This window comes from Paenibacillus sp. J22P277 (assembly GCF_059383675.1).
Genome location: NZ_JBXENS010000006.1, coordinates 192,639 through 207,550, shown reverse-complemented (window position 1 = coordinate 207,550; position 14,912 = coordinate 192,639). Strand labels below are relative to the sequence as shown.

Genomic DNA, 14,912 nt, shown 5'->3' with positions numbered 1-14,912 from the left:
CCGGGCATGCTTGATCAATTCATGACGATGGAGGTGAAGGCCGTTACGTTCTCCGTAACGGCTTCAGAATGAGCATACATATCAACGCCAAACCGGGCGATATCGCGGAAACGATCCTGCTGCCCGGCGATCCGCTGCGCGCGCGGTATATCGCCGAAACCTTTCTGCAGGACGCGCATTGCTACAACCAAGTCAGGGGAATGCTGGGCTTTACCGGGATGTATAAAGGAAAACGGATATCCGTGCAAGGAACCGGCATGGGCGTTCCCTCGATTTCCATCTACGTAAACGAGCTGCTGCGGGAGTATGGCGCGAAGCAGCTGATCCGCGTCGGCACCTGCGGCGGGATGCGGGAGGACGTCAAGGTCCGCGACGTGATCATCGCGATGACGGCGACCACGGATTCCAGCGCCAACCAGCTGTTGTTTCCCGGGTTCAGCTTCGCGCCGGCCGCGGATTTCGGTCTGCTCCGCAGGGCGTACCAGGCTTGCCTGGACCGCGGCTTGTCCGTCAAGGTGGGCCATATTCTGACGGCCGATACGTTTTACCGGGAGAGCATGGAGCCGGTCAAGAAGCTGGCCGACTACGGCGTGCTGGCGGTGGAGATGGAGTCTTCGGCGCTGTACACGCTGGCGGCCCGCCATCACGCGAAAGCCCTGTCCGTTCTCACGGTGAGCGACCATCTGTTCAGCGGCGAGACGGATACGACGGCGGAAGAGCGTCAGACGACCTTCAACGACATGATCGTCGTGGCGCTCGAGGCGGCGATTCTCGGCGAGTAATTACGCTTCATTGCAGCAGCCCTCAGGCGGATAGCCTGAGGGCTGTTTGCCGTTATCGCAAGGGGAACTAACAATTCTTGCATAAAAGGGAATAATGCGAAGCGGAATGCCGCAACTTATACAGCATGATAAGATCCATATTTTTCATTTTAAGGGGAATGAGGCGGGATGAGGTTTCGGTCTGGCAGGATGAAGACTAGGGCAGCGAACCGAATGGCGGACCAAGCCAGGAGCCGACTCGCCGGTCTGGGCGATCAGCTGCCGGCGAATCTGGACAACCGTTTGAACGCCAATTTGCGGGAGCTGCGATCCGTCTATGCGGATTGCCCCGATATCGTGATACGCTCGTTTGCCGTCGGCGGCAAATCGGAGGCGGCGCTCGTTTATTTCGAAGGCCTCTCGGATACGGAAGAACTGAACGAGAACGTGCTGAAGCCGCTCATGGCGGAGCACCGGACGGATGCGCAGGATTTGAAAAGCCTGGTGGAACAACGGGTGACGGTGTCGAACGTGCAGCGCGCGACGCGGTTTCAGGACTGCGTCGAAGCGATAGCCGGGGGCAGCGCGCTGCTTCTGCTCGATCGGATAAATGAAGGCCTCCTGTTATCGTTGGCCAAATTCGATAAACGGAGCATCCAGGAGCCGACGGCCGAATCGGTCGTCCGCGGCCCGCGCGAAGGCTTCACGGAAACGTTGAAGGTCAATCTATCCATACTCAGGCGCAAAATTCATTCTCCGCGAATGAAATTCCAAGCGATGAAAATCGGCCGGTATACCCGGACCGACGTCTCCGTCGTGTATGTCAGCGGAATCGCGGACGAGAAGTTGATCGAAGAAGTGAAGAGCCGCTTGCGGCGCATCGACATCGACGGGGTGCTCGATAGCGGAAATATCGAAGAGTTCATCGAGGACGCGACGTTCTCGCCTTTCCCGCAAATCATCTCGACGGAACGGCCCGACGTGGCCGCTTCCGGATTATTGGAGGGCAGAGTCGTCGTTTTGGCGGAGGGCTCCCCGTTTGCCTTGATCGCGCCGGTGACCTTGTTCTCGATGATTCAAGCTTCGGAGGACTATTACGAACGGTTCATGCTGGGAACGATGATTCGTTGGATGCGCTTTTTTTTGCTGGGCATCTCGCTCATGCTTCCTTCGATCTACGTCGCCTTATTATCGTACCATCAGGAAATGATTCCGACCCGGCTGCTCGTCAGCATTGCGGCCTCGCGGGAACAAATCCCCTTCCCCGCGCTGGTGGAAGCGCTCCTGATGGAGCTGACGTTCGAGGCGCTGCGCGAAGCCGGGATCAGGCTGCCGAAGCAGATCGGTTCGGCGGTCAGCATCGTGGGCGCGCTGATTATCGGCGATGCCGCCGTGTCGGCCGGCTTGGTCTCTCCGCCGATGGTCATGGTCGTGGCCTTTACGGGCATCGCCTCGTTTACGAGCGGACGCTATAACGTCGCGGGGGCGTTTCGCATTTTGCGGTTCCCGCTCATACTGTTGGCCGGGACGTTAGGGCTGCTCGGCGTGATCTGGGGGCTGATTCTCATCGTCATTCATTTATGCACGCTCCGTTCGTTCGGCGTTCCGTATCTGAGCGGCGTCGCCCCGGGCATGCGAAGCGAATGGAAAGATATTTTTGTTCGCGCCCCGATATGGTCATTGAAGCATAGACCCAAATTCAACGACGGGCATAATCCGTTCCGGCAGTCCCAAGGAACGGAGCCTGGACCCTCCGAAGGGGAGACTGATCGTTCGTGACGAACGCCAAAGGCAAGACGAGCAAGGCCGCTTTCTGCGTCGTCCTCCCGGCATTGCTGTTGCTGACCGGCTGCTGGGATAGGAAGGAGCTGAATGATTTGGCCATTATCATGGGCTCCGGCTTGGACAAGGCGCAGGGGAAAAACACGATCGAAGTGTCCGCGCAATTCATCTCTCCCAAGCAAGCGGGAAGCGGGAAAGACAAAGGCAATCCGGGAAGCGGAGGGGACGATCCTACGCTGGCACGCAGCTCCAAAGGCAAGACGATCGCCGACGCGCTGAGCAAGATGCAGGAAAACCTCCCTCGCAAATTATTTTGGGGGCACAGCAAGGTTTTGGTCATCGGCGAGGAGCTCGCGAAGGAAGGCGATATGCGGGATTATTTGGATTTCATGGCCAGGCATCCGAAGACGCGTTTGAATTCGTTTATTTTCATCAAGAAAGGAAAGGCCTCCGAATTGATGACGACGGTGCCTCCGTTGGAATTGACGAGCTCGGAGGTCGTCCGGGAATTGGCGGGCAGCTATGTCGGGGTCAGGAAGAATATTAAAGACGTCCTGGAAGATCTGAGCGGCGAAAGCGAAGCCACGTTGATTCCATGGATCGAAAATTCGCCCTGGTTAAGCAAAGGGCCGGAGGAGAAGCACGGCTTCCGCTTGAAGGGGGCGGCCATCATCAAGAAAGGCCGGATGGTCGATTACCTCGACGATGACCTGGTGCGGGGGACGCTGTGGCTGCGCAACGAAATTCACCATCCTACCATTACCGTCTCCCTGAAACAATCCAAGGGCTACGTATCCATGCTGCAGCTGAAGGCGAGGTCGGAGCTGATCCCGGAAATCGAGAACGGGCAATGGAAGATGAAAGTGAGGGTCTGGACGGAAGACGATATTCTGGAAAATACCACGCGGCTCGTCGTGGGAACGCCGCGCTTCCTTCGGGAATTGGAACAAACGGCCGCATTGGAGATCAAACACCGAATCGAGAGCTCGCTTCAGGTCGTTCAACAAGAAGCGAAAGCGGACGTTATCGGATTCGCCGAAGCCTATAATCGCAAATATCCGTCGGTCTGGGCCAAGTCGAAGGCCAGATGGGACGAAATTTTCCCCGGCATCAAAGTGACCGTCGACGTCATCGCGAAGGTGCGAAGACCGGGGTTATCCACGGCTCCCCAAGGGAAGCCGGAGGAAGAACGCATCGAGTAACGCGCGCATCCGAGCGCCGGCCCGACCGGGTAGCGGAAAGAGAGGAGTGTCTGACATGCCCGAAAAAGGCAGGATCTCGTCGGTTCAAATGGCGCTGCTGCTGTATCCGCTGATCGTGGCCACGGCGGATCTCACCGTGCCCGCCACGACCTACAAGTTTGCGCAGCGCGATTTGTGGATCTCCCCGTTCTGGGATGCCTTGGTGGGGCTGCTCACGGTATGGCTGGCCGTCCGGCTGGAGAAATTCTATCCGGGCGAAACCCTCATTCAGTATCTTGTACGAATCTTCGGCACGGTGCTCGGAAAAGCGGTCGGGCTCGTATTTTTGTTTTATTACTTGCATATCAACGGCAATATCGTTAAATTCTCGCAGGAATTGGTAACGTCGAATTTCCTGAATTACACGCCGATCATCGTGGTTGCCGGCGGCTTTATCTTCATCAGCGGCTGCGCCGTGCGCGGAGGGCTTGAAGTCATCGCGCGAACGGCGCAAATCCTGGTGCCGCTCATCGTCTTCTTTACGCTGCTCGTGTTCGTGCTGCTTACCCCGGATTTGAATGTGCATAAGATTTTTCCCGTCATGGGCAACGGCATCCTGCCTTCCTTGAAAGGAGCCATCGTGCCGACGGCTTGGTTTTCCCACTTCACGATGATCGATCGCGTTCATGATTCCGTTTTTGCGGGATCGCGAGCGGGGGCGGAAATGGGGGAACATCGCCGTCATCGTGACGATGCTCGCGCTTTCGCTGTGCAACCTCTACACGCTGATGCTGTTCGGCAACCTCACGGGTAGCTTTACGTATCCGGTGATTCAAGCGGCCCGCTTCATCAGCATCGCGGATTTCCTGGAGCATTTGGAGGCGCTGGTGGTCGTGATTTGGGTGGCCGGCGTGTATTTGAAAATCGCGATTTTTTATTATGTGCTGGCACTCGGCACTGCGCAATGGTTGAACCTGCGCTCCTATAAGCCGATCGTTTTTCCGCTTGGCGTGCTGCTGCTTGCCTTCTCGCTTTGGTCGGGTCCTTCCCTGCAGGACCTGGTTGAATTCATCAGCAAAGCGACGCCGTTTTACTCCTGCACGGTGCATATTCTTATCCCCGTCTTGCTGGTGTTGACGGCATTCATCCGCAAGAAAGCTTTATCCAGGAAGGCAATGGCCGAATAAGCCGCCCGCTCCGGTCGCGGACATGCGGTCGGGAATGGAGGAGAAGAATCGACATGAACGTTATGAAGGGCTTAGGCGTTGCATTGCTGCTGATATTGATCGTGCTGTACGAGTGGCCGAAGCTCGATTCCCGGCAAGGGAAAGAGAAAACCGCATTCGTGCTGCTATCCATCATCGGCGGCGGCATGCTGGCCGTTATCTTGTTCTTCCCGGAGCTGCCGGGGCCGAATAAATGGATGATCAAGCTATTCAAGCCGATGAGCGGGATCATGGGTAAATAATGCATGGCGAAGCTTGACTGGCGCAACCGGGAGGGCGAAGTTGACATGCGTGTACAATATAAAAGGATGCTCGCTCCGGCAATAGGGGAGAGCATCCTTTTGGGTTTATTCGCCGTACCGTTCATGAAATAGCGGTCACGCCGATGCCGGCGGATATGATCCTTTCGCGTGCGGTCGTTACGGGCGCATCACGGGCGCCGGCGGAGCGAAATTCGTTGCATTCGCATGCTTGCCTGCCTTCTCGTTTACTCCCCTTGCAGCAGCCGCTCCACCCGCAGCCGCGTCTCCTCGCCGTCCGGCAGGTTGATCGTGACCGTCAAATGGGCGGCATCGGACATGTGCAGCGAGATCTGCTCGAAGACGAGCTTGCCGGCCGTCGGGTGATAGTTGATTTTATTCCCCTCCGGCCCGCTGAGCACGTCGTGCCGCGGCCACCAGGCGCCGAATTCCGGGCTGATCTGGTTCAGCTCCCCGATGAACGCCAGCCACCAAGGGTCGCCGGCGAATTTGGCATAGCTGGCACGAAACAAGGCCAGACGGTGTCTCGCGTGACTTTCCCAATTCTCCCGCAGCACTTCTTTGACGTATGGGGATGTAAACGTCCGCCAGACGGAGTTGCGTTCGCGTTCCGACATCCCCTCGTAATCCCCGTAAATCAAACTCGCGGCCCGATTCCAAGCTACGATCGTCAAACGCTGGTCCAGCACGTAGGCGGGACTCGTCCCTTGGCTGTCCAGGAAACCTTGCAGCGCGCGGGCGCTGCCGCTGCCGGCCGGCTGTTGATGAGCAGGAAGCTGCTGCAGCGCGAGCAAATAGAGGTGCTTGCGCTCGTTGGCGTCCAGCTGCAGCGCCTGCGCGAGGCTGTCCAATACCTGCGCGGACGTTTGGATGTTTCTCGCTTGTTCGAGCCAGGTGTACCAATCCACGCTGACGCCGGCGAGCTGGGCTACTTCCCCGCGCCGAAGTCCCGGCGTTCGGCGCCGTCCGCCGGCGGGAAGGCCGGCTTGCTCCGGCGATATCCGGGCGCGTCTCGTCCGCAGAAACTGCGCCAGCTCCCGGAGCCGCTCGTCGTTCCTTGTTTCCATGATCCGTTCGCCTTCTTTCCCGGCCGCATGCCATCGTAGGAGCCTTGCTCCTAGGATAAACCGTCATCTTATTCTAGTATAGGATCCATTATACACTTTGGTCGGGAAGCGGATGACAACTTCGAGGCAAACGGAAAGAGGGAATGCAATTTGGAACAATGCGTACGACTTGGGACGGCAGGCAAGAGGACGAAGCCGCTGCTGCTCTTCGGGCTTTCGCTCGGCTATTTCATGGTCCTGCTGGATACGACCGTCGTCAGCGTCGCTTTGCCGGCGATCGGCGCGGATTTGGGCGGGGGGCTGCAAGGACTGCAATGGGTCGTCAACGCGTACACGATCGTATTCGCCGGCTTGCTGCTGTCGATGGGTGCGTTATCGGACAAACTGGGGGCCAAGCGCGTATATGCGGGCGGACTCGTGCTCTTCCTTGCCGGGTCCGCGTTGTCGGCCGTCATGCCGACGATGGGCGGGCTGATCGGACTGCGCGCCGTGCTCGGGATCGGCGGAGCGGCCTTGATGCCGGCGTCGCTTACGCTGCTCGCGCATGCGTATCCCGATGCCAAAGCGCGCGCAAGGGCGCTCGGCGCGTGGGCGGCCGTCACCGGCACGGCGATGGCGGCGGGGCCGGTCGTCGGCGGACTGTTGGTCGATACCGCCGGCTGGCGCAGCATTTTTCTGCTCAACGTGCCGCTTGCGCTGATCAGTCTGGCGCTGACGTTGCCTTTAGCGGGCGAGACCCGACGCAGCCCGCGGCGAAGCTTCGATCGGGCGGGTCAATTGACGGCGATCGCCGCGATCGCCGCTTTATCCTTCGCGCTTATGCAGGGAGAGGCGTATGGTTGGGACGCCCCGATCATCGTGGCTTCATTCGGCGTCTCCCTCGCAAGCGGAATCCTGTTCGCGGTCGTGGAATCGCGAGGTGCGTCGCCGCTGCTGCCGCTGCGATTGTTCCGCAGCAGGACGGTATCCGGCGGGCTGGCTGCCGGCATGATGATCAATGTCGCGTTGTCCGGCTTGTTGTTCATGCTCCCGTTGTTCTTTCAGCAGACGCGTCTCTTGTCCGCGCATGCCGCCGGACTGTCGCTGCTGCCGATGATGCTCCCGCTCGCGTTCAATCCCATCGTTGCGGGGCGCATCGTAGGCCGCTTCGGACCGAAAATCCCGATGACGGCCGGATTCGGCCTGACGGCGGCCGGCACGCTGGCGCTGATCGGGATGGACGCGCATTCGGGATACGGTCCCGCTTTGGCGGGCTTGCTGCTGATCGGTTTCGGCGTATCCTTCACGATCCCATCGCTCATGACGGCGGTGATTTCGTCTGTTCCGCGGGAGCAGACCGGCACCGTGACCGGCGCGCTGAACGCAAGCCGGCAGCTTGGCGCGACGCTGGGCGTCGCCGCGATCGGCCTGACGATGGGCGGCGGCGAATCGTTCATGACGGGCATGCATGCATCGCTGCTGCTGCTGACGGCCGTCTTGATCGGCGGAAGCTTGCTCTCGTATTGGTTCATGGGCATCGACAAACGTACCGGATAACGGCGGTTCATCGCGTCGCGGCAGGAGCGGGATCATTCGTTAGCGCCTGCACATTCATGAATAATAGTAATCGGTTTCATTCGTACTATAAATTGGACGAGATCAGGCTGGCGGTTTTACACTATGGTTGCGCATGCGGCAGCGACAGCCGCGTTCCGCGGAAAGCAGCTGCACGGCAATACGATTGCGAAGGAGATGAGACGGACGATGGCAGCCTACGTCATTTTCATCCGCGAGCGGACGGTCGATCCGAAAGCGCTGCGCTTGTATGCGGACAAAGCGCCGGCGGGCTTGGCCGGGCATCAGGTAACGCCGCTGGCGATGTACGGAAAACACGAAGTGATCGAAGGTCCCGAAGCCGAAGGAGCCGCGATATTGCGATTCCCCTCGCTGGAGGAAGCCAAGCGCTGGTACTATGGCCCTGCTTATCAAGAGGCCGTCCGGCACCGGTTGAAAGGCGCGCATTACCGCGGCATCATCGTCGAAGGATTAACCGGCGAAGGAACGATGGAGGATAAATGAACAGCGGAAAGACCGGGCGCATCGATCCGTACGATCGAAGGCTACTAGGGTCCAACCGGCGTAGACGGAGTTCGATATCCGGACAACCCTCCTCGTAATGGCTAGTTCGAGTTTGCGCAATGGACGGACAAAAAACACGCCGAAAGCGGGGCGTGTTTTTTATCATGCTCTCGTGTTGCAGGCAGTCCGCTTCTGCATGCGATCGGGACTGCTCCCGGATTCGTCGATCCGCTGCGGCCAGCATCGTTCTCGCCAAGGCGATCTGGTAGTCGGCATAGTAGCTTGATTCGTAAAACCGCTTCAAAATGTGAAGTGGTTTTTGCGATTTTCCTTCACGCGTAACATTAGCTTGGTTTTTCGCTTTTTCATACATCTTCGAAATATTCTGATCGTCCGATAACGCTTACGGCTTTATATCCAAGCCGACCGGCACCAATCATCAGCTGCAAAGCAAAGATCCCCGAGCTATCTCGGGGATCTTTGCTTTGCATGCCTCGTTGCGTTGAATGCCGCATAAGCGGCCGCATCCATTACGTTTCCGTCATGACCCCGCCGTTCACGTGAAGCACCTGCCCCGTCACGAAGGAGGAATCGTCGGAGGCCAGATAGACGTAAGTCGGCGCGAGCTCGAACGGCTGACCGGCCCGTTTCATCGGCGTTTCCAGCCCGAAGGTCTTGACGTACTCGGCCGAGTAACTGGATACGATGAGCGGCGTCCAGATCGGACCCGGCGCCACGGCGTTGACGCGGATTCCGCATTTGACGAGCTGCAGCGATAAGGAGCGGGTAAAGGAGACGATCGCGCCCTTCGTCGAGGAGTAGTCGACGAGCAGCGGAGCTCCTGCATAGGCGGTGACGGAGGCGGTGCTGATGATTGTACTGCCTGGACGGAGATGGGGAAGCGCGGCTTTGGTCAGATAGAAATGCGGAAAAATATTCGTGCGGTACGTATCCTCCAACTGCTCGTTGGAGATGTTCAATATGCTTTCCTGCGGGAATTGAACGCCTTGATTCAGCACGAGAACGTCCAGCTTCCCGTAGCATTCCAGCGTACGGCGAATGATTTCGGCCGAGAAAGCCGGCTGCCTCAGGTCGCCTTCGATCAGCAGGCACTTCCTTCCATACTGTTCGACCATCTTTTGCGTCGCGACCGCATCCTCGCGTTCGTACAGATATACAATCGCGACGTCTGCGCCTTCCTTGGCAAAGGCGATAGCAACAGCACGGCCGATGCCGCTGTCGCCGCCCGTGATGATCGCGATTTTGCCGGCCAGCTTTCCGCTGCCCTTATAGTGCGGGTTATCCGATATCGGAACGGGCACCATTATATATTCGAGGCCAGGCTGCCGGTCCTGATGCTGCGGCGGAAACGTCACCGGAACCTGCTTGCATTGCGTTTCTTGGCTGTAGTAGGGATATCCCGGAATCATCGAAGTACCTCCGTTTAGGTGAGTTGATTCAGGGTATTCACCTATGGGCGGGAAGGTGAAGTTCCGAAGCACCGGGAACCGGCGCAAGCGCAGGCTTAAACCGCCAAGTAACGCACGAGCCCCAGCACCGCGAAGCCGAAAAGCACCGTTCCTGCGCCGATGCCGGTTATCGCGCTATTGGCAACCTTCAGCCTCGGAGCCACGAATGGAGCCGCGACCGCGACCGCGACAAGCAGCGCTGCCAGCACATATAAGCCTGGATCGTCGAACACACTCTTCAGTCCGATAAAATGGACGCCGACCACGAAAGCGATCCAAGGCGCGACGTAATGGCTTCGTTTCCTGCGGATAAGCCAGTAAGCACCGATGCCGGCTAAGACGAACTCGCCGTAGAAGAATAGCAAATAATTGCGGTACGATCCATTTTCCGACAGGGCGGAGGGCGCATCCCAATTCGTGATGCTCAAGTAGACGCCGAACAAGCAAAGCAGAAGTGCGGCGCCAGAAGCAATGCCGAGATATTTGCGCCAATGCTTCCGTGGATTCTCCTGGGCCCAGCCAAACCAGACGAAGCTGAACAAGCCGAAGATCGAAACGTACATCACGTAATCGCGAATATAGTCCAAGCTGCTCCCCCCTTCCATGATTGGAGAAAATATGCATTCGACGCCATTAATATACCATGAAAGGGGAAATTGTTGGACCGTCTCGGGACCGATATGGTACTATTATCGTGAATGATAATCATTATCATAGCGGGGGTGATGATATGACGACGGCTTACGATTTTTCGTTGGTGAAAACCTACTTACATATTTCTCCCGAAGGCGCCCGGCATGTGTTGGACGAAATGCCCGCGGTCGATTTCTTTCGGGCAGCGCGCCTGGAGGAGATGATGAGCAAGACGGGGGAGACCGTGCAGGCGATCGGCTATAAGCTGCCGGGATCGTACTTCGGCACTTCGCTCTGCCTTCTCTGCATCACGAAGCTGATCTTTCTCGCGATGTACGGCAAAGCGCTGGACCTGCGACTCGAGAATCTCACGTTCCAGATCGATTACGAGGAAGGCCACGGCCATCCTCATCTCGGCTATAAAATCAATGAAGTGATCGCGCGGGACCTCCCGGCCGAGAATCAAGACGAGTTCGTGACGGAGGATTGGCGGACATTTATGTCCGCCGCCGTTACGCCGGCCGTGCAGGCGATCGCGAAGGCGGCGCGCATGAACGCGGAGATGATTTGGCGGCAATTCGGCGGAATCGCGGGCATGGCGAAGGATTTCGTGGGACAAATGCAGCTGCCTGCGGAGGTTTCGGAGCGGTTCGATCATCACTTCCGGCTGTTGTCCGAGGCCATTCCGCCGGAAGCGTTCGGTCGCAAACGGAATCCGTTCCAGTGGGAACCGAGCTATGTCGACAATCCGTATCAGCCGGGCGAACGCTGGATCATGCGATCGGCCTGCTGCCAATACGACCGCCGCGAAGGCGGTACCAAATGCTTTACTTGTCCGCGCATGACGCCGGACGAGCGGGCCTGCGAAGTGCAGCGGATCAAGGAAGCGTCCGCCGTATCGTGATCGCGGGCGAACCGTATCAAAAGCCGTTCCGGCAGCCAGCTCTTTGGCGCCGGAACGGCTTTTGCGCGACCGCAGCCTACTCGCCGTTAGCTCCGGCTCCCCGTTAGCTTGCCCCCAGCTCCCCGCCAGCTAACTGCCACCTCACGGCCGCTCGCCCGCACCCGCATGCAGGTCAGGACTCGTCGCGAATCAACTGAACGAGGTTGGCCGCCGCGGCCGACAGCGGCTCGTTCCTTCGCGTCCAGATCCCGATCGTATTTCGCAGCGAGATGCCTTCCACGAATACGCGGCATAGTTCCCCGCGCTGCACGTATTCGCGCACGACCAAGGAAGAGACGAAATTGGCGCCGTAGCCCGCAATGACGGCCGTGATCGCCTCGTGCAGGCCGTTGAACTGCAGGGCGATCCGCGGCATGGACGCGTTGTACGTTCGGCACAGCGCCAAGAGCCGCTCGCGCGTCGAGCTGCCTTCCTCGCGCATGACGAATGGCTCCTTCATCATCTCATGCAAAGATACGCGCCCGTTCGCGTAGTGGTGACCCGGCGCAACGACGAACCATAGCTCGTCTTGAAACAGCTGCTCGGATTGGATCTCGTCCGAATGTTCCTCCTCCGAGCGTCCGCCGTAAACGGCGACATCGACCTCCATGTTCAGCAGCAGCTTGAGCGCATCGCCGGAATTGGTCGTCGTGATCGTCATCTCGACCTGCTCGTAGCGCTGCTTGAACTTGGCGATCCAAGCAGGGATCAGGAATTGGGCCGGGAGGTACGTCGCGGCGATGCGGATATGCCCGTTCGCGCCGCTGCGGCATTCCTCGCAGAACTGTTCGATTTGCTGCTCCATCGCGAACAGCCGTTTGGCGAGCAGCGCCATTTGCCGGCCGGCATTCGTCAGTTCGATGCCCCTTCCGCTCGGCTGCAGGAGCGCGATGGACTGCTCCTTCTCGAACTTCTTGATCTGGGCGGTTATCGCGGGCTGGCTGATGTTGAGCAGCTCCGAGGCGCGGGTAACGCTGCCCGCGGAAGCGACGGCGTGAAACAAGCGAAGCGCATGCAGGTTCATCGGTTGACTCCTTGCTTTCGGCTCATATATTTAATGTATGGGATGAACATAAAGATATATTATATTTATGAGTATACATCCCCTACAATGAAATTGTAACCGAAACGATTTCAAATCGAGGAGATGGGTAACGATGAACGATAACCGTGCTTGGAGCCTGGTCGACGATTATATTACGGAACGTCTCATCCCGCACGACGCCGTGCTGGCGCAGGTCTTGGCCGCGAATTGGCTTGCCGGGCTGCCGGCGATCGACGTATCCCCAAGCCAAGGAAAGCTGCTGCAGCTGCTCGCGCGCATGAACGGCTCCGTCCGGATATTGGAAATCGGAACGTTGGGCGGGTACAGCACGATATGGATGGCCAGGGCGCTGCCTCCCGAGGGACGGCTGATCAGCCTCGAGCTCGACCCGCATCACGCGAAGACCGCCCAATCGAACCTCGCGCTAGCCGGGCTGGACGGCATGGTCGAGATCCGGGTCGGAATCGCGCTGGAACAGTTGGCTAAGCTGGAGGAAGAGGGAACGGAGCCGTTCGACCTGATCTTCATCGACGCGGATAAGCCGAACAACCCCGCGTACCTGCAGTGGGCGCTGCGTTTCTCCCGTCCCGGTACGGTCATCGTCGGCGATAACGTCGTCCGCGAAGGCGAAATCATCGACTATCACAGCACGGATTCCCGCGTTCAGGGCGTCCGCGCGTTCTACGATCTGATCGCGGGCGAGCCGCGGCTGTCGGCAACCGCCATCCAGACCGTGGGCAGCAAAGGCTATGACGGATTTTTGATCGGCATCGTGAACGGTTGACGGTATGACGGCAGCACGAAAACGCCTCGTCGCGCGCGCCGGTGCGCCGCTGCGGGGCGTTTTTCGCCATTCGGCCGGCTTTGCGCGAAAATAATTCGGACAACTTGCGATTTAGCGCTTGCTCCTTACGCAACGTCATGTTTTATAGTAAAGGTACCGGTAATCAGAGGGCGCGAACAAAGGGGATGATTATGAAACGCACCTGGAAGGTAGGCGAGCTTGCGAAGCTGACCGGACTGACGGTTCGGACCTTGCGGTTCTACGACGGCATCGGGCTGTTCTCGCCGTCGGCGTTAACCGAGGCCGGACACCGGCAATACGACGAAGCGGACATCGCGCGGCTGCATCAGATATTGGCGCTCAAGGAGCTGAACCTGTCGCTTGACGAAGTGAAAGCCGTCTTGTCCGGCGGCATGTACAGTCCCGCCGATATCGTTTCCCGGCAGATGGTCCGCGTCAAGGAAACGATTCGCACGCAGCAGAAGCTGCTCGGCGAGCTGGAGCATGTCGCGAGCTTGATGCAGGAGCAGGACTCGGTGTCCGTGGACGATTTCCTCGGTCTGCTGCAGACGATGAAGAAGAGCCACGAGAAATATTTCTTCGAACGGAAGAGGAGCTGGGAGAACAGCCTGGATCGCTTGGGCGGGTTTCTGGACGGCGATCTTCCGGAAGAACCCATTTAGAGGAGGAGAAACAACATGACCAAACGTTCGGCCGAACATGCCGTCTTTGTCATCGAACGCGTCTATGGCGCGAAGCCGGAGCGGGTATTCGCCGCCTGGTCGGATCCGGACCAGAAAGCCCGGTGGTTCACCAAATCAGACGTATTCGAATTCCGCGTCGGCGGTCGGGAGAGCAGCGCCAACCGGATACCGGACGGACCGATGGCGAATTTCGAAGCGTATTATCAGGAGATCGTTCCGGGCGAACGGATCGTCTACTCGTACTCGCTCGATCTGGACGGAATTCGCGTGTCGGTCTCGATTACGACGGTGGAATTCAAGCCGGAGGACGGCGGGACGCGGCTGGTCTTTACCGAGCAGGGAACGTTCCTTGACGGGCACGATACGCCGGCCATGCGCGAGCACGGCTCGGGCATCATGTTGGATATGCTCGGGAAGCTGCTGTCGGAGTAAGCTTCGTGCTACCGGACAGGGTTAGGATTGTGCCGCGACGACAACGACAGCCGTTAACACCGAACGCAATTTCACGGAAAGGAGGGAATGGACATGGCTGATCAGGCAAGCAGCGCGGCAGCAATGGCAGGCGAGAACGAATTGGTGGCGACGCGCGTCATCGATGCGCCGAGGGAAACGGTGTTCGACGCATGGACGGACCCGGAACTGCTGGCGCAATGGTGGGGGCCGAAGGGATTCACGAATACGTTCAGCGAATTCGATCCGAGGCCGGGGGGCACGTGGAAATTCGTCATGCACGGTCCGAACGGCGCCGATTATCCGAATACGAACGTATTCGTGGAGATCGCCCGTCCCGAGCGGATCGTCCTGAAGCATGTCGTGGCGCCGGTATTCGAGCTCACGGCGACATTCGAGGAAGCGGACGGCGGTACGCGCATCGTGTTCCGCCAGCGCTTCGAGGAAGCCGCGGTGTACGAGCAAGTGAAGAGGGTTGCCGCGAGCGGCAACGAAGAGAATTTGGACAAATTGTCGGCGCTCGTCATGGGCTTGCCTTCCTAGCTAGCG

The 14,912-nt window shown here is 58.6% G+C and carries 17 protein-coding genes; 13 read left to right on the top strand and 4 right to left on the bottom strand.

Annotated elements, in window-relative coordinates; translation table 11 throughout:
* The first annotated feature begins 68 nt into the window (after positions 1-68).
* The 6 genes from deoD to AC50YL_RS21840 all read left to right on the top strand — a co-directional run bounded on the left by deoD (position 69) and on the right by AC50YL_RS21840 (position 5,192).
* Complete coding sequence (gene deoD / locus AC50YL_RS21865) at positions 69-782, top strand: purine-nucleoside phosphorylase (RefSeq protein ID WP_494834720.1); 714 nt, start codon at positions 69-71, stop codon at positions 780-782.
* A gap of 189 nt (positions 783-971) precedes the next feature.
* Complete coding sequence (locus AC50YL_RS21860) at positions 972-2,540, top strand: spore germination protein (protein ID WP_494834719.1); 1,569 nt, start codon at positions 972-974, stop codon at positions 2,538-2,540.
* The gene (locus AC50YL_RS21855) at positions 2,537-3,745 is read left to right on the top strand and encodes a Ger(x)C family spore germination protein (RefSeq protein ID WP_494834718.1); all 1,209 of its coding nucleotides are present in this window, start codon (positions 2,537-2,539) and stop codon (positions 3,743-3,745) included. The genes AC50YL_RS21860 and AC50YL_RS21855 overlap by 4 nt, the downstream gene beginning before the upstream one ends.
* A gap of 55 nt (positions 3,746-3,800) precedes the next feature.
* A complete protein-coding gene (locus tag AC50YL_RS21850) occupies positions 3,801-4,538 on the top strand; it encodes a GerAB/ArcD/ProY family transporter (protein WP_494834717.1) in 738 nt (245 codons plus the stop codon).
* The gene (locus AC50YL_RS21845; protein WP_494835267.1) at positions 4,423-4,911 is read left to right on the top strand and encodes a GerAB/ArcD/ProY family transporter; all 489 of its coding nucleotides are present in this window, start codon (positions 4,423-4,425) and stop codon (positions 4,909-4,911) included. Before AC50YL_RS21850 ends, AC50YL_RS21845 begins: the two co-directional genes overlap by 116 nt.
* A 53-nt stretch (positions 4,912-4,964) precedes the next feature.
* The gene (locus tag AC50YL_RS21840) at positions 4,965-5,192 is read left to right on the top strand and encodes a hypothetical protein (RefSeq protein WP_494834716.1); all 228 of its coding nucleotides are present in this window, start codon (positions 4,965-4,967) and stop codon (positions 5,190-5,192) included.
* A gap of 245 nt (positions 5,193-5,437) precedes the next feature.
* Here AC50YL_RS21840 and AC50YL_RS21835 read toward each other — a convergent pair whose 3' ends face one another.
* Entirely contained in the window at positions 5,438-6,277 is an 840-nt protein-coding gene (locus tag AC50YL_RS21835; RefSeq protein WP_494834715.1) for a helix-turn-helix transcriptional regulator, read from the bottom strand.
* Between the two features lie 150 nt (positions 6,278-6,427).
* Here AC50YL_RS21835 and AC50YL_RS21830 point away from each other — a divergent pair, with 150 nt between their 5' ends.
* Both AC50YL_RS21830 and AC50YL_RS21825 read left to right on the top strand, forming a co-directional pair.
* A complete protein-coding gene (locus AC50YL_RS21830) occupies positions 6,428-7,813 on the top strand; it encodes an MFS transporter (RefSeq protein ID WP_494834713.1) in 1,386 nt (461 codons plus the stop codon).
* Positions 7,814-7,936: 123 nt separating this feature from the next.
* Positions 7,937-8,335, top strand: a complete 399-nt coding sequence (locus AC50YL_RS21825) for a DUF1330 domain-containing protein (protein ID WP_494834712.1) — start codon at positions 7,937-7,939, stop codon at positions 8,333-8,335.
* A gap of 530 nt (positions 8,336-8,865) precedes the next feature.
* Here AC50YL_RS21825 and AC50YL_RS21820 read toward each other — a convergent pair.
* Both AC50YL_RS21820 and AC50YL_RS21815 read right to left on the bottom strand, forming a co-directional pair.
* Complete coding sequence (locus tag AC50YL_RS21820) at positions 8,866-9,765, bottom strand: SDR family oxidoreductase (protein ID WP_494834711.1); 900 nt, start codon at positions 9,763-9,765, stop codon at positions 8,866-8,868.
* A 95-nt stretch (positions 9,766-9,860) separates the two neighbouring features.
* Entirely contained in the window at positions 9,861-10,391 is a 531-nt protein-coding gene (locus AC50YL_RS21815; protein ID WP_494834710.1) for a hypothetical protein, read from the bottom strand.
* Positions 10,392-10,534: 143 nt separating this feature from the next.
* Between AC50YL_RS21815 and AC50YL_RS21810 the strand changes: the two genes are divergently transcribed.
* Positions 10,535-11,341, top strand: a complete 807-nt coding sequence (locus AC50YL_RS21810) for a hypothetical protein (protein ID WP_494834709.1) — start codon at positions 10,535-10,537, stop codon at positions 11,339-11,341.
* A gap of 172 nt (positions 11,342-11,513) precedes the next feature.
* Here AC50YL_RS21810 and AC50YL_RS21805 read toward each other — a convergent pair whose 3' ends face one another.
* Positions 11,514-12,404: a LysR family transcriptional regulator gene (locus AC50YL_RS21805; RefSeq protein ID WP_494834707.1), complete on the bottom strand. Its 891-nt coding sequence runs from the start codon at positions 12,402-12,404 to the stop codon at positions 11,514-11,516.
* 133 nt (positions 12,405-12,537) lie between these two features.
* Between AC50YL_RS21805 and AC50YL_RS21800 the strand changes: the two genes are divergently transcribed.
* The 4 genes from AC50YL_RS21800 to AC50YL_RS21785 all read left to right on the top strand — a co-directional run bounded on the left by AC50YL_RS21800 (position 12,538) and on the right by AC50YL_RS21785 (position 14,906).
* Positions 12,538-13,209 (top strand): O-methyltransferase, encoded by a 672-nt coding sequence (locus AC50YL_RS21800; RefSeq protein ID WP_494834706.1) that lies wholly within the window; start codon positions 12,538-12,540, stop codon positions 13,207-13,209.
* A gap of 191 nt (positions 13,210-13,400) precedes the next feature.
* Complete coding sequence (locus tag AC50YL_RS21795) at positions 13,401-13,892, top strand: MerR family transcriptional regulator (RefSeq protein ID WP_494834705.1); 492 nt, start codon at positions 13,401-13,403, stop codon at positions 13,890-13,892.
* Positions 13,893-13,907: 15 nt separating this feature from the next.
* Positions 13,908-14,345, top strand: a complete 438-nt coding sequence (locus tag AC50YL_RS21790; RefSeq protein ID WP_494834704.1) for an SRPBCC family protein — start codon at positions 13,908-13,910, stop codon at positions 14,343-14,345.
* Positions 14,346-14,438: 93 nt separating this feature from the next.
* Positions 14,439-14,906 (top strand): SRPBCC family protein, encoded by a 468-nt coding sequence (locus AC50YL_RS21785; RefSeq protein ID WP_494834703.1) that lies wholly within the window; start codon positions 14,439-14,441, stop codon positions 14,904-14,906.
* Positions 14,907-14,912: the final 6 nt, after the last annotated feature.